The sequence below is a fragment of the Mesorhizobium sp. WSM4898 genome (assembly GCF_029625845.1).
In the GTDB taxonomy this organism is placed as follows: Bacteria; Pseudomonadota; Alphaproteobacteria; order Rhizobiales; family Rhizobiaceae; genus Mesorhizobium.
The window spans coordinates 543593-563029 of the sequence record NZ_JARTVQ010000002.1; the positions used below are offsets into that span (position 1 = coordinate 543593).

General features: G+C 63.5%; 17 protein-coding genes and 3 pseudogenes. 7 read left to right on the forward strand and 13 right to left on the reverse strand.

The annotated features are described in order from the left end of the window. Positions 1-44 precede the first annotated feature (44 nt). Both P9228_RS09990 and P9228_RS09995 read right to left on the reverse strand, forming a co-directional pair. The gene (locus P9228_RS09990) at positions 45-1127 is read right to left on the reverse strand and encodes a substrate-binding domain-containing protein (RefSeq protein ID WP_066990516.1); all 1083 of its coding nucleotides are present in this window, start codon (positions 1125-1127) and stop codon (positions 45-47) included. A 236-nt stretch (positions 1128-1363) separates the two neighbouring features. Then, positions 1364-2596 (reverse strand): MFS transporter, encoded by a 1233-nt coding sequence (locus P9228_RS09995; RefSeq protein WP_245499157.1) that lies wholly within the window; start codon positions 2594-2596, stop codon positions 1364-1366. A 183-nt stretch (positions 2597-2779) separates the two neighbouring features. Here P9228_RS09995 and P9228_RS10000 point away from each other — a divergent pair, with 183 nt between their 5' ends. Then, positions 2780-3067: a DUF3175 domain-containing protein gene (locus P9228_RS10000; RefSeq protein ID WP_066992279.1), complete on the forward strand. Its 288-nt coding sequence runs from the start codon at positions 2780-2782 to the stop codon at positions 3065-3067. Positions 3068-3113: 46 nt separating this feature from the next. Here the strand turns inward: P9228_RS10000 and P9228_RS10005 are convergent, their stop codons facing one another. Together P9228_RS10005 and P9228_RS10010 are read right to left on the reverse strand one after the other, a co-directional pair. Then, complete coding sequence (locus P9228_RS10005) at positions 3114-3890, reverse strand: FadR/GntR family transcriptional regulator (RefSeq protein ID WP_095779401.1); 777 nt, start codon at positions 3888-3890, stop codon at positions 3114-3116. A gap of 101 nt (positions 3891-3991) precedes the next feature. After that, positions 3992-4888, reverse strand: a complete 897-nt coding sequence (locus tag P9228_RS10010; RefSeq protein ID WP_095783976.1) for an NAD(P)-dependent oxidoreductase — start codon at positions 4886-4888, stop codon at positions 3992-3994. Between the two features lie 156 nt (positions 4889-5044). Here P9228_RS10010 and P9228_RS10015 point away from each other — a divergent pair, with 156 nt between their 5' ends. Beyond that, positions 5045-5983, forward strand: coding sequence for an NAD(P)-dependent oxidoreductase (locus tag P9228_RS10015; RefSeq protein WP_095784042.1), 939 nt, complete (start codon positions 5045-5047; stop codon positions 5981-5983). An 18-nt stretch (positions 5984-6001) separates the two neighbouring features. On the opposite strand, the gene P9228_RS10020 is transcribed toward P9228_RS10015, so the two are convergent. Both P9228_RS10020 and P9228_RS10025 read right to left on the reverse strand, forming a co-directional pair. Further along, positions 6002-6769 (reverse strand): FadR/GntR family transcriptional regulator, encoded by a 768-nt coding sequence (locus tag P9228_RS10020; protein ID WP_067328889.1) that lies wholly within the window; start codon positions 6767-6769, stop codon positions 6002-6004. Positions 6770-6939: 170 nt separating this feature from the next. Then, on the reverse strand, positions 6940-7929 hold the full coding sequence (locus P9228_RS10025) for a sugar-binding protein (protein ID WP_066992270.1): 990 nt from the start codon (positions 7927-7929) through the stop codon (positions 6940-6942). 451 nt (positions 7930-8380) lie between these two features. Here P9228_RS10025 and P9228_RS10030 point away from each other — a divergent pair, with 451 nt between their 5' ends. Then, a complete protein-coding gene (locus P9228_RS10030; RefSeq protein ID WP_066992363.1) occupies positions 8381-9124 on the forward strand; it encodes an ATP-binding cassette domain-containing protein in 744 nt (247 codons plus the stop codon). A gap of 41 nt (positions 9125-9165) precedes the next feature. Then, a complete protein-coding gene (locus tag P9228_RS10035; protein WP_066992267.1) occupies positions 9166-10164 on the forward strand; it encodes an ABC transporter permease in 999 nt (332 codons plus the stop codon). Between the two features lie 126 nt (positions 10165-10290). Here P9228_RS10035 and P9228_RS10040 read toward each other — a convergent pair. Together P9228_RS10040 and P9228_RS10045 are read right to left on the reverse strand one after the other, a co-directional pair. Next, positions 10291-10389, reverse strand: a pseudogene (locus P9228_RS10040) (amidohydrolase); the annotation flags it as partial. 5 nt (positions 10390-10394) lie between these two features. Further along, positions 10395-11840 carry an MFS transporter gene (locus P9228_RS10045; RefSeq protein ID WP_095825031.1) on the reverse strand — a complete coding sequence of 482 codons (1446 nt, stop codon included), beginning with the start codon at positions 11838-11840 and terminating at the stop codon, positions 10395-10397. Between the two features lie 111 nt (positions 11841-11951). Between P9228_RS10045 and P9228_RS10050 the strand changes: the two genes are divergently transcribed. The 3 genes from P9228_RS10050 (at position 11952) to P9228_RS10060 (ending at position 15638) form a co-directional block, all read left to right on the forward strand. After that, positions 11952-12953, forward strand: coding sequence for an ornithine cyclodeaminase family protein (locus P9228_RS10050; protein WP_278053247.1), 1002 nt, complete (start codon positions 11952-11954; stop codon positions 12951-12953). After that, positions 12950-14455 (forward strand): histidine ammonia-lyase, encoded by a 1506-nt coding sequence (hutH, locus tag P9228_RS10055; RefSeq protein ID WP_278053249.1) that lies wholly within the window; start codon positions 12950-12952, stop codon positions 14453-14455. The genes P9228_RS10050 and hutH overlap by 4 nt, the downstream gene beginning before the upstream one ends. Before the next feature lie 193 nt (positions 14456-14648). After that, positions 14649-15638, forward strand: a complete 990-nt coding sequence (locus tag P9228_RS10060; RefSeq protein ID WP_278053251.1) for a glycosyltransferase — start codon at positions 14649-14651, stop codon at positions 15636-15638. 102 nt (positions 15639-15740) lie between these two features. On the opposite strand, the pseudogene P9228_RS30985 reads toward P9228_RS10060, so the two are convergent. The 5 genes and pseudogenes from P9228_RS30985 to P9228_RS10080 form a co-directional block, all read right to left on the reverse strand. Continuing rightward, positions 15741-15878, reverse strand: a pseudogene (locus P9228_RS30985) (3-methyl-2-oxobutanoate hydroxymethyltransferase); the annotation flags it as partial. Between the two features lie 3 nt (positions 15879-15881). Next, entirely contained in the window at positions 15882-16196 is a 315-nt protein-coding gene (locus P9228_RS10065) for a MocE family 2Fe-2S type ferredoxin (protein ID WP_095824968.1), read from the reverse strand. A 46-nt stretch (positions 16197-16242) separates the two neighbouring features. Beyond that, positions 16243-17336 (reverse strand): annotated as a pseudogene (locus P9228_RS10070) (fatty acid desaturase family protein). 5 nt (positions 17337-17341) lie between these two features. Then, the gene (locus P9228_RS10075) at positions 17342-18256 is read right to left on the reverse strand and encodes a sugar phosphate isomerase/epimerase (protein ID WP_278053253.1); all 915 of its coding nucleotides are present in this window, start codon (positions 18254-18256) and stop codon (positions 17342-17344) included. A 26-nt stretch (positions 18257-18282) separates the two neighbouring features. Then, positions 18283-19395 (reverse strand): Gfo/Idh/MocA family oxidoreductase, encoded by a 1113-nt coding sequence (locus P9228_RS10080; protein ID WP_278053255.1) that lies wholly within the window; start codon positions 19393-19395, stop codon positions 18283-18285. Between the last annotated feature and the right edge of the window lie 42 nt (positions 19396-19437).

The window sequence follows — 19437 nt, forward strand, 5'->3', positions numbered from 1 at the left end:
AAGATACCAGCCCTCCCGCGCCGGGTTCAGTGTCGCTTTGACATTCAGTTCTCGAAACGCTTGCCGACCTTTCCAACGGTCTCTTGCGTCACGAGTTGGGCGCGCGTGTCGAGATTGGCGGCCGCGATGCCGCGATCGATCTGCAGATAGAGTTGCATGACCGGATAGAAGCCCTGCAGGAAGGGCTGCTGCCCGAGCGCGCCGGTCAGGTCGCCGCTCTTCAACGCATCCTGCTGCGCCGGACCGAGGTCAAACCCATAGGCGCAGATCTTGCCAGTCTTTCCGGTTTGGGCGACGGCCTTGGCCAGCGCAGGCGTGAACACGTTGTTGCCGGCGAAGGCGCCGACAACATCACCGCGCGACTCGAACAGCGTCACGATGCCGTTCACCGGATCGTTCGGATTGGTGTCGATGCCGGTGTTCTCGGGACCTGCGTCGACCTTGAAGGCCTCGAGCTTGCCGGCATCCTTCAGGCCTTTGACGATCGCGTTGAAGGCCGCGGTGACGCGATTGTTCACCTCGATGTTGCCCATCGCGGTCGATGACGGCAGAACGATCGAGCCCTTCTCGATACCCTTGTCCGCCAGGCACTTGACGAGTGCCTCGCCGGCGATCGCCGCGGCGGAGGCGTCCTGACCGGTGTGGCTGATGCCGCTGCGGTCGAGGATCGTGCCGTCGAAGGAATTGGTCGTTGCTACCGGTATGCCCTTGGCTCCGGCGGCCTTGACGATGTCGTTATAGGCGCCGACCTGGGGCGTTGTCATGATCAGCCCGTCGATCGTCGGATCCTGCACAATCTGATTCAGGATTTCGATCTCGCGGGCCGGGTCGTCGGTCGGAGATTCCGAGCCGAGCAGCAGTATCTTGGCGCCGATCAGATTGCCGGCGGCGGTTGCGCCGACATAGACCGGATCGAAGAAGCCGTTGCCGGCCGTATGTGTGACGATGGCGAAGGTGAGATGGCCATCGGCCGAATGGAAATCCTTGGTGGTGGGGGCTTCCTTTGCGGCTTCCTCGAAGCTGTAGCCGCCGACTGCTTTCTCGACGCCGCCGGACTGCGCGAAGGCGGAGGGCACGCCGAGCAACAACGCCGCGGCGGATGCCGCGAGCGGGAAAGTACGTCTCATGATTATCCTCCCTTGCATTCAACGGGCGGAAGCCGTTCGAGCGCATTTATTCAGGAGATTTTCCGACTGCTTCCTCCCACTTTCGCAATATTCCGCCCAAAGCCTTTCCAAGTAAATAGCCTGCTGCACCCAGTATTCGGGCGCGACGCCATACGAAAGAGCACGGACGAGTATCACCTGACCCCTCCCTTTGCGCCGGTAGACAAGGTTGGAATGGCCAGGGTTGCCGGCGGAAATCAGGCTGGCGCTTCCGCGCCTCGCCTCGCCTTCCACACAAGCAGCAAAATCGCCGCGAGATTGACCAGGTTCCAGGCGATGCCGTTGAGGAAGGCGGCGGCATAGGAGCCGGTTAGATCGTAGATCCAGCCCGACATCCAGCCGCCGACGGCCATGCCGAAGATCGTCGCCATCAGGACGATGCCGACGCGCTGGCCGGCTTCCTTGGCCGGCATGTAGTCGCGCACGATGATCGCATAGCAGGGAACGATGCCGCCTTGCGAGAGGCCGAACACCAGCGACACCACATAAAGCGAAGCCAGCCCGTCGAAGGGAATATAGAACAGCAGCGACAAGCATTGCAGCGCCGAACCGATGATCAAGGTTTTCACCGCGCCGATGCGATCGGCGAGGAAACCTGAGCCAATGCGGCTGACAACGCCCGCCGCCAGCATGATCGACAACATGTCGGCGCCGCGCGCGACGCCGTAGCCGAGATCCATGCAATAGGCGACGATATGCACTTGCGGCATCGACATCGCCATGCAGCAGCCGAAGCCGGCAATCACCAGCAGCATCTGCAACGCCGCCGGCGACAGTGAGATTGGCTGCGTCGGCCGGCTTCCCGGCGAGCCATGGGTGGCTTCGCGCGGCGCGCCGCGGCGCAGCATCAGCACCAGCGGCACCATGGTAGCGAGGCAGAAGATGCCGATCGCGGCATAGGTGAACCGCCAGCCTTCGCCTTGCATGACATAGGGCATCACCGTCGGCCAGACTGCTCCGGCAAGATAGCTGCCGGATGCGGCCGCGGTCACCGCGACCCCGCGGCGCCGGTTGAACCAGTGCGAGATGTCGGCGATCAACGGGCCGAAGATCGCCGATGTGCCGAGTCCGATCAGAAGCCCCTGGACAAGGGTGAACGCAAGGATCGAGCTGGTCAGCGAGGCGAGCAGGAAGCCCGCGCCGAGCGCAATCGCAGAGACGAGCGCCGGGATCCAGTAACCCATGCGGTCGATGGCGCGTCCGACCAGCATATTGCCGGCGGCGAAGCCGACCATGGTCGCGGTATAAGGCATTGAAGCCGCGGCCCTGTCGACGCCGAATTCGGCCTGCACGGCGGGCAGAACGACGACCACCGCCCACATGCCGGCGCCGCCGATCGTCGACAAAAGCATCGAGACGCCGAGCCGTATCCATGCATAGGCGCTGTCGATGCTGGGGCCATCTGCCCGGCTGGAGACGGTTGTCGTCACACCTTTCCTGTCCGCGCTTGTTGGTGATCGGGCGGTTTCCACCCCAAGTATCGGCGCATTCCCGGTGCCGAGCAGCGCCACAAGGGACAAATCCGTGGCTCCAGAAATCGGGAACCGGCCATGCCGCCCAGAGTTTTTGCCCCAAGAGAGCGTTGTGCCCAAGGGCCAGGAAGGAGGTTCGCCATGACCGCCAGGAAAAAATGGTCGGCCGAAGTGACCGCGCACAGCGATGCGCTGGATCTCGAGGAGCACATTTTCGAATCCGACGATGCCAAGAGGATCGCCACCTCGCTGAAGCGCTCGGCTGAGCACAGCCATCGCCGCAAGGCTGAGCCGTTCCGATCCGCGATGTCGATGCTGAATTTCTACATCAACCGCGCCGGCAGGAACCTGCCGGAGAAGCGCAAGCGAGTTCTGGAAAAGGCCAAGGACGAGTTGCGCGTCGCTTTCGGGCGCGAGAAGGAAGACTAAGGACTTGTCGAGGTCGGACCGGGCCTCACCCGGGTATCGGTAGGCCTTAGCGCGAGCGGATGACGTCGTCGGTATTCGCGAGCAGCTTGCGCACGGCGTTGCGCGCAGCATCCGGCCGCTGCAGCCGGATGTTCCTCTCGATCGCTTCGTGCAGTTTCTGGGCGTGCTGCAGGTCGTCCAGCTCGCGTGTCGTATAGGCGAAGAGATGATTGAAGGCGGATTCGATCAGGACGCCCAGGGGCACCAGGAGATCGTTGCCGGAGGCCCTGAGAATGGCCAGGTGGAAGCGGGTGTCGGCGCGCGTCCGCTCCTGCAAATTGGTCGCCTCGCCCATCTCGCGGCAGGCCTGGCTGATCTCGGCCATCTGCTCATCGGTGCGCCGCATTGCGGCAAAAGCCGTCGCCTCGGGCTCGATGATGTGGCGGAATTCCTGCACCGTCTTCAGGAAGACTTCACGGTCCGGCGACGTCGCGTACCAGGAGAGCACGTCGCGGTCGAGCAGGTTCCAGCGCTCCTTCGGCTCAACCCAGCTGCCGATTTTCGGACGTGATGCCAGAAGGCTCTTGGCCATCAGCATCTTGATCGCCTCGCGCACCGCCGAGCGGCTGACGTCGAAAGTCTCCGACCATTTGGCCTCGTTGGGCAGGATGGTGCCCGGCGGGTAGTCGCCGCGCACGATCCGAAGGCCGATTTCGCTGGCCAGCGAGGTGTGCACGCTGGCACCAGGGATGCGCGGCGCGTCCGGCCGGCGAACGCCAGCCATACGCTCGGCGGATGCCGCTTTCGTCGGCCTCTTTTCGTTGTTCGGCTTTGCGTCCCGCATACGCCCAGAAAGTCCGGTTTTCAGAAGCTGTCAAGCGCGGCAAGGCCGCCTTTGCCGCTAGACGCCGCGCTGTGCACAGCTCAACCTATGTTTGTCGGCCCTCACGCTGTTTTGACGTATTTGCGCCAGCTGTGTTCGGGGCGGAAGCCGAGCACGTCCCGCGCCTTGCGGTTGGACAGTAGCGTCTCGAATTCACCGAGCTCGGCTTTCACCGGCACGCCTGGATAGAAACGCTTCAGCAACTCGGCCGTCGGCAGATCGGACGAGGTCTCGTCATTGGCGGCGTTGAACACCTGATAGCCCAGCCCATCCTTCTCGATGGCGCGCAAGGCGATCTGGCCGAGATCGCGGGCGTCGATATAGCTCCAGGCAATGCGCTTGCGGAAACCGGGATCGGCAAACCATTTCGGGAACAGCGCATATTCATGCGGCTCGATGACGTTGCCGATGCGCAGCGCATAGATGTCGAAACCGCTGCGCAGCGCGAAGGCGCGCGCCGTCTTTTCGTTGACGATCTTGGACAGGGCGTAGCTGTCCATCGGATCGACGTCATAGTCCTCGTCGAGCGGGAAATGGGTCGGGTTGCGCGGCTCGTTGGCGAAGACCAGGCCGTAGGTCGTCTCGCTGGAGGCGATGATCACCTTGCGGATGCCGAGTTTCACCGCCGCTTCGATGACGTTGTAGGTGCCCATCGCGTTGATGCGGAACACCTCGTTGTCCGGGGTGATCATGATCCGCGGGATGGCGGCAAAATGCACCACGGCGTCGACCGGCTGTGCGCGCAGCGATGGATCGAATTCATGCAGCCCGGCATAGCTCGACAGCGCGTTGAACACCTGGCCGCTGTCGGTAATGTCGGTGATCAGCGTGCGCACCTTCGGGTTGTCGAGCGGCTTGGTGTCGATGTTGAGCACCTGGCAGCCATGCTCGACCAGATACTGCACGACATGGCGGCCGGCCTTGCCGCTGCCGCCGGTGAACATGATGCGCTTCGTCATTTTGCTCTCCACATTTCTCAAGGATTGTGTGTATTGTCAGACAATATGGCATTCAGCAACGGCCTGCCAACCGCGATCCGCGAAAACCTTCTCCAGCAATGCTCGCCGGCCGGTCGCGCCGGCGCCGACCATCAGGAAAGACAGGGACGAAACGACATGACCACCACCGCTGCCCGCGAAAACATCGGTTTCATCGGCCTCGGCCTGATGGGGCATGGCATCGCCAAGAACATCGTCGACAAGGGCTATCCGCTCACCTTCCTCGGCCGCAAGAACCGTAAGCCGGCGGATGACCTGCTCGGCCGCGGCGCAAAGGAAGTGGCCACGTCCAAAGAAGTGGCAGCGGCCTCCGACATCGTCTTCATCTGCGTCACCGGCTCGCGTGAGGTCGAGGCGATCATCCGCGGCCCCGGCGGGCTGAAGGAAGGTCTGAAGCAAGGCTGCGTGGTCGTGGATTGCTCGACATCCGACCCCGTCTCCACCGTCGCGCTGGCAGCCGAACTCAGGGCGCTCGGCGTCGACTATGTCGACGCGCCGCTCAGTCGCACGCCGAAGGAGGCCTGGGAAGGCACGCTCGACGCCATGGTCGGCGCGCCCGACGCGGTGTTCGCACGGTTGAAGCCGGTGATCGAAACCTGGGCCGGCCGCATCGTCCATATCGGTGACACCGGCGACGGCCACCGCATGAAGCTGCTCAACAACTTCATCTCGCTCGGCTACGCGGCGATCTATTCGGAAGCCTTGGCGCTGGCGCAGAAGGTCGGCATCTCGCCGCCCCGCTTCGACAGCGTGATCCGCAACGGCCGCATGGATTGCGGCTTCTACCAGACCTTCATGCGCTGGACGCTGGAAGGCGACCGCGACGCCCACAAATTCTCCATCGCCAATGCCTTCAAGGATTTGACCTATCTGGAATCGATGGCCGGCGCTGCCGGCATCGCCAATCCGCTTGGCAACGCCACCAAGAATTCGTTCGCGACCGCCTTCGCGGCGGGGCCGGCCGAGCAGTATGTGCCGATGCTGGCCACCCATATCGGCAAGCTCAACGGCGTCGACCTGATGCCGTCGAAGGACGGCAAAAAGCAGACGATCTGAAAGCCGCGGCCAAGCCTGTCAGCGTCTCGAGAGCTCGATCACCTCGTCGGTATTGGCGAGAAGCCTGTGCACCGCGCTTCTCGCCGCGGCCGGGCGCTGCAGGCGGATGTTTCGCTCGATCGCCTCGTGCAGGGACTGGGCCCGCCGCTGGTCGCTGTGCTCGCGCGTGACGAAGATGAAGAGATGATCGAGCGCCGATTCGATCAGTACGCCTAGCGGCACCAGCAGCTCATTGCCCGAGGCGCGCAGGATGGCGAGATGGAACCGCGTATCGGCGCGCGTGCGCTCCTGGATATGCGCCGCCTCCCCCATTTCGCGGCACGCTTGGCTGATTTCGACCATCTGCTCGTCGGAGCGCCGCAGCGCCGCGAAGGCGGCCGCCTCAGGCTCGATGATATGGCGGAACTCCTGCACCGTTCTGAGAAACACCTCGCGGTCAGGCGAGGTCGCGTACCAGGCGAGCACGTCGCGGTCGAGCAGGTTCCAGCGCTCCCTCGGCTCGACCCAACTGCCGATCTTGGGGCGGGACGCGAGCAGGCTCTTGGCCATCAGCATCTTGATGGCCTCGCGCACCGCCGAGCGGCTGACATTGAAGGTTTCCGACCATTTGGCTTCGTTGGGCAGGACAGTTCCGGGCGGATAGTCGCCGCGCACGATCCTGAGGCCGATCTCGCCGGCGAGCGATGCGTGCACGCTGAGGCCGGCGATCCGCGTCGCCTCGGGTCGTCGTATCGTGGCCGGCTGTGCAGGCTCGGCTAAGCGCTTTCCAGACTTTTCCCGTGGCATCCGCCTTCCGGTGCCTCCTGTCGCGGGCTCCAAGACGCCCGCAAAAACTCTGCCGGATAAGAAAATTCTGGCGCAAAAACTCTTGGCTCCGCCGCCCCGGCAAGGCCGCGCCCATAGTCCTGGCGAAAGGTGGAGGGGCGCCCTTCGACGGGCGCCCCGGGGATCGAAGCCTACTTCTGGATGCAGGTGTCGACCGTATCCTTGGTGCATTCGTCGAGGCCGGTGAAGACCGGATCGTCGACCTTCTTGCCCTGGATGAGGTCGAGCATCACCGACGGCGCCTTGTAGCCCATTTCGAACGGCCGCTGGCCGACCAGTGCGGTCACAAGGCCTTCCCTGGCGATCGCCACCTCGTCGCCGATCGTGTCGGCGGCGCCGATGACGAACTCGTTCTTGGCGATCTTGTCGGCCATCGGCTTGAACAGGTCGCGATAGGGCTGCGGAGCGCCGAACAGCGGCCAGCCGCCCATGATGCCGAAAGCGTCGAGCTTCGGATTGGCGGCCAGGATGTCGGTCATCGCCTGCACGCCCTTGGCGCCGTCGTCATTGGTGAACACCGGGCAGCCCGCCACTTCCGTCCAGCCGCCTTCGCCGGCGAGCGCCGGCAGGCCTTCCTTGCCCGACAGCGCATCGCGCATGCCCTGCGCGCGGCGCAGGATGTTGTCGGCGGCCGGATTGCCCTCGATCGTGCAGATCGTGCCGCCATTCGGCTTGGCCTTCTTGATGTATTCGCCGATCCGCTTGCCCATCAGATAGTTGTCGGTGCCGAGATAGGTCTTGCGAAGCGCGGCGTCTTCCTTGGCAAGATCGGCATCGACCGTCATGATCGGGATCGACGGATTGGCGCTCTTGATGGTCTGCGCGATCAGCGGCGCGTTGGACGGCGAGATCGCCATCGCGGCCGTGTCCGGCTTGCTCAGCATGTCCTGCACGATCTGGGCTTCGCCGGCCTCGTCCGAGGTCGATGCCGGGCCGGTGTAGAAGCATTCATATTCGGAGCTGGCGTTCTCCTTGTTCCACTTCTCGCAGCCCTGATGGATGGCTTCGAAGAACGGGTTGTCGAGGCCCTTTACGACAATGACGAGCTGTTTCTTGGCCAAAGCCGGCCCGGCGCCCAGCGCCATGGCGGCGACGGCGGCGAGCAAAAGCGATTTCCTCATATCAGTCCTCCCTTGAAAACAGACGGACACGACGTGCCCGCCACACCGATCGGCCCGGATCCAAGCAACACGCGGAATAGGCTCGAAAGTTCGTGTCTCAAGCCGGGCCGACAAGCATTTGCCGATCCGTTCCAGCTCGAATGGGCGCCGGCCGGATCCTGAATCTTGCCCATCGCGTCACGCCGAGCAGCGATTTCGCGACGGAAAAATTCTTCCTCCAATGCTAGCTAATAACGGCTCGCCGCCAACGTCAATTGCTATTTGTCCTACAAAACCGATTTTTCGACGGGACTCGAAATTAATCGCCCGACAATTGATTGACGCCCATGGCCGCATTTGCCTAAATGAGTCTATCGCACCTGCTCGGGAGGAGTTGGAGGCGCGAGGCCCCTGCGGCGCCGGCAATTATGGCAAGGCAGTCGAGGGACGAAAACGGGGAGGCTTAAGGCTGGTGTCGGTTCTCGAACTCGCCAACATCTCGAAGCATTTCGGCGCCATCCAGGCGGTGAACGACGTCTCGTTCACGCTCGAGGCCGGCGAGGTCGTCGGCCTGATGGGCGACAACGGCGCCGGCAAGTCGACGCTGGTCAAGATGATCGCCGGCAATTTCCGCCCCAGTCACGGCACGATGCACATGGACGGCAAGGAGCTGATCCTGCACAAGCCGGCCGAGGCCCGCCAGCACGGCATCGAGATCGTCCATCAGGACCTGGCGCTTTGCAACAATCTGACGGCCGCCGCCAATGTCTATCTCGGCCGGGAACTCCGCCGCGGCATCGGCCCCTTCCGCATTCTCGATTATGCCGCGATGTACAAGCGCGCCGGCCAGCTCTTTGCCGAACTGAAATCCGAGACGCGGCCGCGCGACCTCGTCAAGCAGATGTCGGGCGGCCAGCGCCAGGCGGTGGCGATCGCGCGCACCATGCTGTCGCAAGCCAAGATCGTGCTGATGGACGAGCCGACGGCGGCGATCTCGGTCAGGCAGGTCGCGGAGGTACTGAACCTGATCCGCCATCTGCGTGACCAGGGCATCGCCGTGGTGCTGATCAGCCACCGCATGCCCGACGTCTTCGATGTCGCCGACCGCGTCATCGTCATGCGGCGCGGCAGGAAAGTCGCCGACAAGAAGATCGCCTCGAGCTCGCCCGAGGAAGTCACCGGGCTGATCACCGGGGCCATCGAACAGGTTGCGTAATCGCGTGGATCGGGCGTCCAACGCCTCAGGAAAGGTCGATAATGGCAGTCACCCTTGACCAGACGATCGCGCAGAAGCAGCACACATTCTTCTCACGGCTCTTTGCCAACCAGACCTTCTGGGTGGTGATCGCGGTTATCCTCGCCTGCCTGTTCCTGTCCTTCGCGACCGACGCTTTCGCCACGCAGAAGAACCTCTTCAACATCACCCGCAACATCACCTTCGTCGCCATCGTGGCGCTCGGCATGACCTTCGTCATCATCACCGGCGGCATCGACCTGTCGGTCGGCTCGGTGCTGTGCCTGTGCTCGATGGTGCTGGCCGTCACCATGCATGCCGGTTATTCGATCGAAATCGGCATCCTGGCCTCGATCGTCACCGCTTTAGCCATCGGCGCCTTCAACGGGGTGCTCATCGCCTATCTCGGTTTCCCACCCTTCGTGGTGACGCTCGGCATGCTGTCGGTGGCGCGCAGCCTCGCCATGGTCGCCTCCAACAACACCGTCGTTTTCCAGTTCGGGCCGGACCACGACAAGCTTCTGGCGCTGGGCGGCGGCGCCTGGGTGTTCGGCATCGCCAATCCGGTGCTTTACATGATCCTTTTGGCGTTGATCACCGGCTTCATCCTGCGCTGGACCAAGTTCGGCCGGCATATCTTCGCCATCGGCGGCAATGAGCATGCGGCCACGCTGACCGGTGTTCCGGTGCGCCAGATCAAGGTCGCAGTCTACATGATCTCGGCGCTCTCGGCCGGTCTCGCCGGCATCATCCAGACCGGCTGGCTCGGCGCCGTCACCACCAATCTCGGCAACGGCATGGAGCTGCAGGTGATTGCCGCGACCGTCATCGGCGGCGCCGACCTCGCCGGCGGCGTCGGCACCGCGTTCGGCGCCATCGTCGGCGCCGCCCTGATCGAGGTCATCCGCAACAGCCTCGGCCTGCTCGGCATCAACGCCTTTTGGCAAGGCACTTTCATCGGGGGCGCGATCATCCTGGCGGTGCTGTTCGACCGCATCCGTAATTTTAGGCGCAGCGATTAGAGACCAAACCTTCCCTTCTCCCTTCTTGTGGAGAAGGGGAGACCCCTGCTCAGTCTGAAAATCCGCCCAGCTGGTCGGTGCGGAGCGGCCGTCATTCCTCCACGCCTTGACGGGGCCAGAGGCGATGAGCTCCGGGTCATTGCGATGCACAAAAGTGCCGAGCCCCGACAGTTTGCCGTAGAAGTTCGGTGCCGCCGCGGGCGTGCGCAGGCCGGCCTTCCAAGCCCATTTCAGTCCCGCCCGGTATGGCCTGAGACCTCTGCACCCGCACTGGCCGGCAGGGTCAGGAAACGCAGCGCTGCCACCAGCCCGATCAGGCCGATCGCGAAAAAGGCGATCCTGAAGTCTATTAGGTTGGGCGCCGCGCCGCTGCGCACGATCTGCGACAGGTTGAGGATCGCCGCGGCCACGGCCACGCCAAACAGCATCGCCACCTGCTGCAGCATGCTGGACAAAGTCGCGGCCGAGCTGCGCTGCGGCGCGCCGATATCCGCGAAGGCAAGCGTGTTGAGCGCCGTGAACTGCATCGAGCGCGTCAGACCGGCGACCAGCATCAACGCCACGACAAGTGCCAGCGGTGTCTGCGGCGAAATCACGCCGCACGCCGCGATTGCAAGCGAGGCAATCACCCCGTTGACCACCAGCACCCGGCGGAAGCCAAAGAGTCTGAGCGTCGGCGTGGTCACCGCTTTCATCCCGAGGTTGCCGAGGAAGTAGGCCAGGATCAGCAGGCCGGCGTCCACCGGCCGCATGCCGAAGCCCACCTGGAAGAGCAGCGGCAGCAGGAACGGCGTGGCGTTGATGGCGACGCGGAAGATCGTGCCCGCCGAGAGCGTCGAGATGGCGAAGGTCGGCACTTTGAAGGGGGACAGGTCGAGCAGCGGATGCGTCACCCGCCGCAAGTGCCGCACGGCGAACCAGCCGACGGCGACGCCGGCGGCAACCAGGCCCACTGTCGGCAGCATGCCATCCTCGGGATGCGCAAGCCGTTCCAGCCCATAGAGCATCGCGGCGAGGCCGAGCGCGGTGAGGAAGAATCCCGGCCAGTCGAGCGGCCTGGTCTCGGATTCGCGATCGCCCGGAACGAAGCGCGCGACAAGCAGCAGCCCGGCGAGGCCGAGCGGAACGTTGATGAAGAAGTTCCAGTGCCAGGACAGATAGGTGGTGATGAAGCCGCCGAGCATCGGCCCGATCACCGGCGCGAACAAGGCCGGCCAGGTGATCAGCGCCGTGGCGGCAAGCAATTCGGACTTGGCGGCGTTGCGCAGCACCAGGATGCGGCCGACCGGCGTCATCAAGGCGCTGCCGAGGCCCTGAACAATGCGGGCGGCAACGAATTGCGTCAGGCTCTGTGAGTAGCCGCAGGCGATCGACGCCAGCGTGAACAGCCCGATCGCGACGAGGAAAATGTTGCGCGCGCCAAACCGGTCGGCAAGCCAGGCCGACAACGGCACGAACACCGCCATGGTCAACATGTAAGCGGTGATGCCGATGCTCATCGCCACTGCCGGCACGCCGAAAGACTGCCCCATCTGCGGCAGCGACGTCGAGATGATCGTCGAATCCAGCAACTGCATGAAAAAGGCGACGGCAACGATCAGCGCGACGCGCCGCGCCTGGCGCGCCGCCGTCGGCACGAGCTGGGATACGGCCTCATTGTCGGGGATGCTGGTCATGACGCGCCGGTTGAACAGCATAAGGCTGAACCAGTCCAGAGCTTATCCAACAAACTTTCGTGTCGCCCCGCCGCCTGTTATGGATGAGTGCGGGCCGGACGAGGGAAATGCATGAAGCCGATCTATATCGACTACCTCAATGCTCTCGACATTGAAGCCCTTGGCCTGAGCGATGCCGAGATCATCGGCGCCGTCGAAGCCGGGCTCGTCGCCCAGGGCAAGGGCCAGACGGTGATCGAGCCGCGCGTCCATCTTGAGCCGGATCCGTCCTTCCGCGGTCATTTCAACGTGCTGCGCGGCTATGTGGCGCCGCTCGATGCGGCCGGCGTCAAGATCGTCGGCGATTATGTCGACAACTACCTGCACGCCCTGCCGTCCGAATTCGGCATACTCAACCTGTTCGACCCGCGCACCGGCGCGCCACGCGCCATCCTCGACGCCACCGTCATCACCGATATGCGCACCGGCGCGGTCACCGCCATCGGCGCCAAGCATCTGGCGAAGAAATCATCCAGGGTGCTCGGTCACATTGGCGCGCGCGGCACCGCCTACTGGAACGTGCGACTGCTCGATCACCTGTTCGACTTCGACGAGATCCGCGTCCATTCGCGCCGCCCCGAAAGCCGCGACGCTTTCGCCGCGAAGCTTGCCGCCGACCTCGGCAAGCCGGTTGTCGCCGTTGCCGACTGGAAGAGCTGCGTGGAAGGCGCCGACATCGTTGTCGAAGCCTCGCGGCTACCGGAACCGCAACCCCTGCTCAAGACCGCCTGGATCAAGCGCGGCGCGCTGGTCGTGCCCTATGGCACGATGAGCGCGGTGGAGCTTTCGCTTACCGACATCATGCAAAAGATCGTCGTCGACGACTGGGGTCAGTGCAAGGGCGGCAACTTCGGCTCGCTGCGCGCCCATGTCGAGACGGGACGGCTGAGCGAGGCGACGCTGCATGCCGAGCTCGGCCAGATCGCTGCCGGGCACAAAGCGGGCCGGCAAAGCGACGGCGAGACGATCCTGTTCTGGCATCGGGGTCTGTCGCTCTCCGACATCGCGCTCGGCAAGGCGATGCTGGCCAAAGCCGCGGAACAAGGCATCGGCCAGAGGCTGCGTTTCGCATGACCCCGCTCGTTCTCACCGGCGCCGGCGTCAGCATCGAGGACGTGGCCGCCGTGGCGCGCAGTGCAGGCAAGGTCGAGATCACGCCGGCGGTCATCGAGAAACTCGGCAAGGCCCGCCAGGTCCTCGATGACGCCGCTGCCGGCGGCCAGCAGATCTATGGGCTGAACACCGGGCTGGGCGCCAATCTCGGCACGGCTGTCGAAGGCGATGCCGGTGCCTTCCAGCGCCAGCTTCTCGACGGACGCGGAGCTGCGGTGGGAAACCCATTGCCCGCCCAGCTCGTGCGCGCCGCAATGTTTGCCCGCATCGCCATGCTTTCCGCCGGCGGCTCCGGCCTGTCGCCGCATGTCCTCACCGCGCTTGTCGATCTGCTCAACGCCGGCATCCATCCGGTGATGCCGTCGCTGGGCTCGATCGGCGCCGGCGACCTGGTGCTGATGACCGCGATAGCCCACACGCTGATCGGCGAAGGCGATGCCGACTATCAGGGCAGGCGCATGCCTTCGGCAAAGGCGCTGATGATGGCGCGGCTTGCGCCAGTCAGCCTGGCACCGAAGGATGGTTTGTCGCTGATCAACGCTTCCGCCGTTTCTACCGGCGCCGGCGCGCTGGCGCTCGTCGACGCGCTGTCGGCACTCGAACAGCAGGAGCAGGCCGGCGCGCTCACCATGGAAGCGTTCGGGGCCAACCGCACCATCCTTGACCCGCGCCTGCATCTGGCGCGGCCGGCCGCCTGTCAGCAGGTAGCGGCAAAGGCGCTGCGCGACCTGCTCACCCGCGACGGGACGCCCGCGCCGACCACCCTTCAGGATCCGCTGTCGATCCGCTGCATGCCCTCGATCCACGGCGCGCTCATCCAGGCGATCGACCATGCCCGGCTCACGGTCGAGATCGAGCTCAACGCGTCCGCCGACAACCCGCTGGTGCTCGCCAACGACTCACTCGTGCTGTCGACCGGCAATTTCCACACCGCCTCGCTGTCGCTCGCCTTCGAGACGCTAGGTCTGGCGATTGCGCAATGCGCGGCGGCGTCGGCCGCGCGCTTCATCCAGCTCACCGGCTCAACCCGCCACGGCTTGCCGAAATATCTGTCGCCAATCGGCGGCGCGTCCGCCGGCTTCGTGCCGCTGCAGAAGACGATGACGGCGATCCTGGCCGCCATCCGCCACAAGGCCAATCCGGTGATGCTCGACTTCCTGCCCGTGTCCGAAGGTGTTGAGGATCATGCGACGCAGACTCCCCTCGCCGTCGCCAAATGCGTCGAGATGATCGTACTGTGGCGGCGGCTGATCGCCCTGGAGCTTATGGCCGCCGCACAGGCCGTCGATCTTCGCGAAGGTCTGACACTTGCGCCGGCCACCAGCGCGATCCACGCGGCCGTCCGCGCCCATGTGCCGACGCTTAAGGAAGACCGGCCGCTCGGATCCCATGCCGATGCGCTCCATGCGGTGCTCGCCGACGGGTATTGGCTCCCTGCGGTGCACCAAATACTGCTCGACTAAACGAGATCAGGGCACCGCATCCTTGCGGACGATCGAGATCACCACCCGCCCAAGCCAACCCCCAGGCCAACTGGCCGCTCGCCCCGAATGGATGGCCGGGCTCCGCCGCTTATGGGCCCGCCGGACGGCGCCCTCGGCACCCTCTTGGGTTGCACGATGAGTTCGGATATGAAGAGCCAAGGGCATATAAGGGGTGGCTCAATTGCATCGTTCCTGCTTCGTCTTGGCGGCAGACGCAAAAAATTTCCCATACGCTGTTCTGGGCGCGCGGCGCATACTGGACGTATCTGCGCCTATCGACGGTTTCATCCTTCATATCGGCGCCGGAACTGAGGATTTGCCGGTCGCGGACCGATTGCTAGGCGCTGCCGTCAAGATCGTCGACGTGTCCGATCTCATGAAGGAATTCGATTTCGATCCCGGTCACCTCAGCGTAGCAACCTACATTCGCCTGCTTGCCGACAAGCTGTCGGTATTCGAGCCCTACGACAGACTCGTCTATGTGGACACCGATGTTATCTTCAACCGGTCGATCACCGACTTGGCCGATGTTGAACTGAATGCCCCACTCTTGGCGGCCCATGACGAACAGACCTATTTCGATCCGAGCTGCCGTGAGTCTCTTGAGATGGAGCCCGGCTCATCGCATTTCAACGCCGGCATACTGGTGCTGAACATGCCAATGATCCGCGCCGAGGGGCTCTTGGAGCGGGCGCGCGAACTGGCGCTGCGGCGCGTACCGAAGCTCGATCAGGGAGCGCTCAACATAGCGTTTGCCGGACGCTGGCAAACGATGCATCCGCTCTGGAATCTGCAGACCAACTATTCCAGCCAGATACCCTTCAGTAGAGCCTTCGCGCGTCATTTCACCTTCGGAAAGCCGTGGTGGCCAAGCCCTGAAGGAGTGGAACTCGCCGCGATGGCGATCTATCGCAACCTGGCGAAAGATACGCCCTGGCTCGATCGGTTCAAGCGTCCGCTCTGGACGAGAGGTCTGCGCAAGCGATTGCTCCGCAAATTCGACGGCCTCTCCGGGATCATTCTCAACAAGGAAAAATACAGACGCCGTTTCCGATTCAACGCCGAACGGTGCACCGCCATTTTTGCCGCGCAGGCCGATCAGCGGATGATGGCCGCAACCTATCCGGAGGTCCTGATGGGCGTGGTCAAGCTACGGAAATAGGCGCCGATCTCTCGACGAGAGCTTACCGGCTCGGGCCGCGAGGCCGGCCCAATACCTGCCGCACTTGGCGGCGAACCCAGGCAGACCCATCGCAGTGCCCGTTCAGGCTCTTGCGTCCACTTTCTTCATGAAACGCCTGAGCTCGTCTGGATCCATATGCACGATGTGCCGGTCTTCCGGATAGGCGCCGCTGTTGACGTCGCCGACATTTTCCGAGAACGCCGCGATGCGCTCCGCTTGCCTTCAGCCGATATCGATCATCACCTTGCCGGCCTCGACCTTGACTGGATAGGTTTTGAGGTTGACGCAGACCGGCGCGCCCTTGGCCTGGCCGGTCTTATAGTTGAAGCGGCCATTATGCTTCGGGCATTCGATGATGTCGTCCATCACCAGCCCGTCGGCCAAATGCGCCTTTTCATGCGTGCAGAAACCGTCGGTGGCGAAGAACTCGTCGTCAGGCGAGCGGTAGATCGCGAAGGTGCGGCCGCCATGGTCGAAGCGGATCACGTCCTCCTCATCCACCTCGTCGACCGCGCAAGCTTCGACCCACTCCGCCATCGTCCTTCTCCTGATTGGGTTCGCACAACTGCCGCGCGCACCGACCTTATTCGGCAGCCGCAGCCGTTATGTCGAGATCGTGGAATCGCCGCGGTAAGGCTTGGCCGTCGGCGGCAATTCGCGCTTGAGGTAATAGTCCTCGTATTTCAGCTGCCTGACCAGCACCGGCCAGACCTCGAGATAGGCATGCCACATCGACGGGCTCGGCTCCGGCAAATCGTGCTTGATCAGCTCATGCAGCCTGGGCAGCGCATGATAGGGCACCATCGGGAACATGTGATGCTCCACATGGTAGTTCATGTTCCAGTAGATGAACCGGCTGATCGGGTTCATATAAACCGTGCGCGTGTTGAGCCGATGGTCGGTGACGTTGTCGGCCAGCCCGATATGCTGCAGCAGGCCGGTCGTCACCATGTGCCAGGTGCCGTAGAGCCGCGGCAAGCCGATCAGCACCAGCGGTATCCATGACCTAAGCGCGATCGCGACAGCGATCGTCGCGACGTATACCGCGATGTGCCAGCGCGCCGCGATCACCGCCTTGTGCTGCTCCATCTCCGGAATGTAGCTCTTCTCGTCGTCCGACAGCTTGCCGAAGGCCTGGCGCACCAGCGTGGGCAGCGAATAGCGGAAGTCGAGAATGCCCGTGAAGCCGAGCGCAGCTTTGATGAGGTCCGGGGGCCGCATAACGGCGATCTCGGCATCGCGGCCGACAATGATCGTGTCGGTGTGGTGACGGGCATGGCTCCAGCGCCACTGCACCGGGTTGCGCATCAGCATGAACGAGGCGATGTGATAAACGACATCGTTCATCCAGCGCGTGCGAAACGCGGTGCCGTGCCCGCATTCGTGCCAGCGCGAGTCGCTCGACGAGCCATAGAGCACGCCATAGACGAACATGAATGGCACGACCCACCACGTGCCCCAGAACCAGATAATGCCGGCGGCTGAGCCCAGGATCGCCGAGATCCAGATGACGCTATCGCGGATCGCCGGCCCGTCGCAACGCTGCATCAGCTCCTTCATCACCTTGCGCGGCACGTCGGTGTGGTACCACTCGGCCGATGCAAGTCCGGTCTCTATCGCAAGCCGCGTGCTCTCGCCGACAAGGCTGTAGTCGCGCTTCGTACCGGTGGTCGTCATCGTCATTAAAGCCCGTTGGCGCGGAATTTCCCGTCGAGGAATTTCTTGGCGCGCGGCACGTCCTCCTCGTCGAGATGCTCGATGATCACCGGGATGTTCGGGTGCTTTTTGCTGAGGCGCTTGAGATAGAGATCGTAATTCAGCGCGCCGAGCCCCGGCGCCGGCAGTTCGATCTCGCCGACGCCGCGGAAGGTCAGCCCCTGATGCGCCTCCGCGTCGCCGATGTCGGCATGCTTCTCCGTCTTGTCGCCGCCCGAACGCTTCACGTCCTTGGCATGCGCGATTTTGATCTTGTCCGTCAGCGTGTCGAACACCTGGTTCAGCACTTGATCCATGCGGTCGATGTTGTGCGCCTCGAAATAGTTCGTCGGGTCCATCAACAGGCCGAGGCCGGGATGATCGACCTGAGCGAACATCCTGACCGTCTCCTCGACCGAGCCGACAACGTTGTTGACGTAGGTTTCGAGCAGGAACACCGCGCCGTGGTCGTAGGCGGTCTGGGCAAGATCCGAGATCACCTTGCGGCACTCCTCAAAACCTTCCTCGGTCTTGTTCTTCGGATGATGCACCCAGTCGGATTCGGTGTTGTAGGTGCCGGTTTCCGAGATCACGTAAGGCGAGCCGAAATCGCGCGCGTTCCGGATGATCTCCTTCAGATAGGCAAGCCGCCGCTCGCGCTCGGCCCTGTCCGGGTGGATGATGTTCGTGTAGCCGGACACGCAGCAAACCGGCAGGTTGTGGTCGCGGAACGTATCGCGCACCCGCCTCGCCTTGTCCCTGGTGATCTGTCCGGCCGAGAGGTCGATATCCTTGAAATGCAGGTCGAGCTGCACGGTGTTGAAATCGAGCGCGCGGATGCGCCTGGCGACCTCCTCGAGCTCATACGGAAAATAGCCTGTGAAGATACCTGCCTGCATCATGAGGTGAAGTCCTCCCGATAAGCGATTCAATTGCCCTGTTTCTTAGTCGCCTGGTCGACAGAGATTTCGGACAGCCTGATGGTGCGGCCCTCCGCCATCGACCGGTAACCGGCCTCCACCAGCGCCATGGTGTTGACGTTGTCGGCAACGGAAAGCGCCGGCGGCGTGCCGGTCTTGAGCGCATATTGCAGTTGCTCCATGACGCCGATGAAGGCATGCGGAAACCACATCGTCTCCCAGCTCGGGCTGACCCATTTGCCGCCGGTCGTCTCTGTCGAGGCGTAGGTCAGCGTCGAGGCGACGCCCTTCGGCCAACCGATCGTGCCCTTGGCGACACCCTTGGTGCCATCGACGCGCCAGTCGATGTGCTGGTCGTCGGAATAGCCTTCCTGACGCGGGCCGGACCAGACGTCCTCCAGCGACACCGCGAGCACGCCGGAGGGAAAGCGCAGCGTCGAAACGGTGATGCCGTCGAAATGTTCGAACTTGGTGCGCGGATCCCTGCGCGTCAGCGTCGTGATTTCGTCAGGGTCGCCGAACAGGAAGCGCAGCACGTCGAGGTGGTGCACACTCATATTGGCGAGCGTCAGCCGGTCATATCCGGCGAGGAAGGTTTGCCAGTGCGGGATGGCATGCATGTCGATCTCGGCGAAGACGATCTCGCCCAGCGCCCCGCTATCGATGATCTGCTTCAAGACGCGCATCGACTGGTCGTAGCGCATGTTCTGGTTGACCGAGAGGATCTTGCCGGAAGCCGCCGCCTCATCGCGCAGCTCCACCGCTTCCTCGACCGAGAGCGCCAGCGGCTTCTGCGCCAGGATCGCCTTGATGTGCGGCTGCTTCAGTGCATGGCGGATCAGCGCGGGCTGCTGGTCCGGCGGGAAGGCAAGGTCGACGATCTCGACGCGGCTATCTTCGATCAGCCGCTCCGGCGTATCGCAGACGGTCGGAATGCCCCAGCGGCCGGCGACCTTTTCGGCATTCGTCCTGGTTCGTGAGGCGATCGCCACCACCGGAAAGCCGGCTTGCGCGTAGGCGGCGAGATGGCACTCGGCCATGATCATGCCGGCGCCGATGCAGCCGATCCGGTACTCCTTGACCCGGACTTTCACGTCCGGCTCGAAATCCATGCTCGCCATCCATTCCTCCCGTCGAGGACTGGATTTAACGCCAGGATCAGG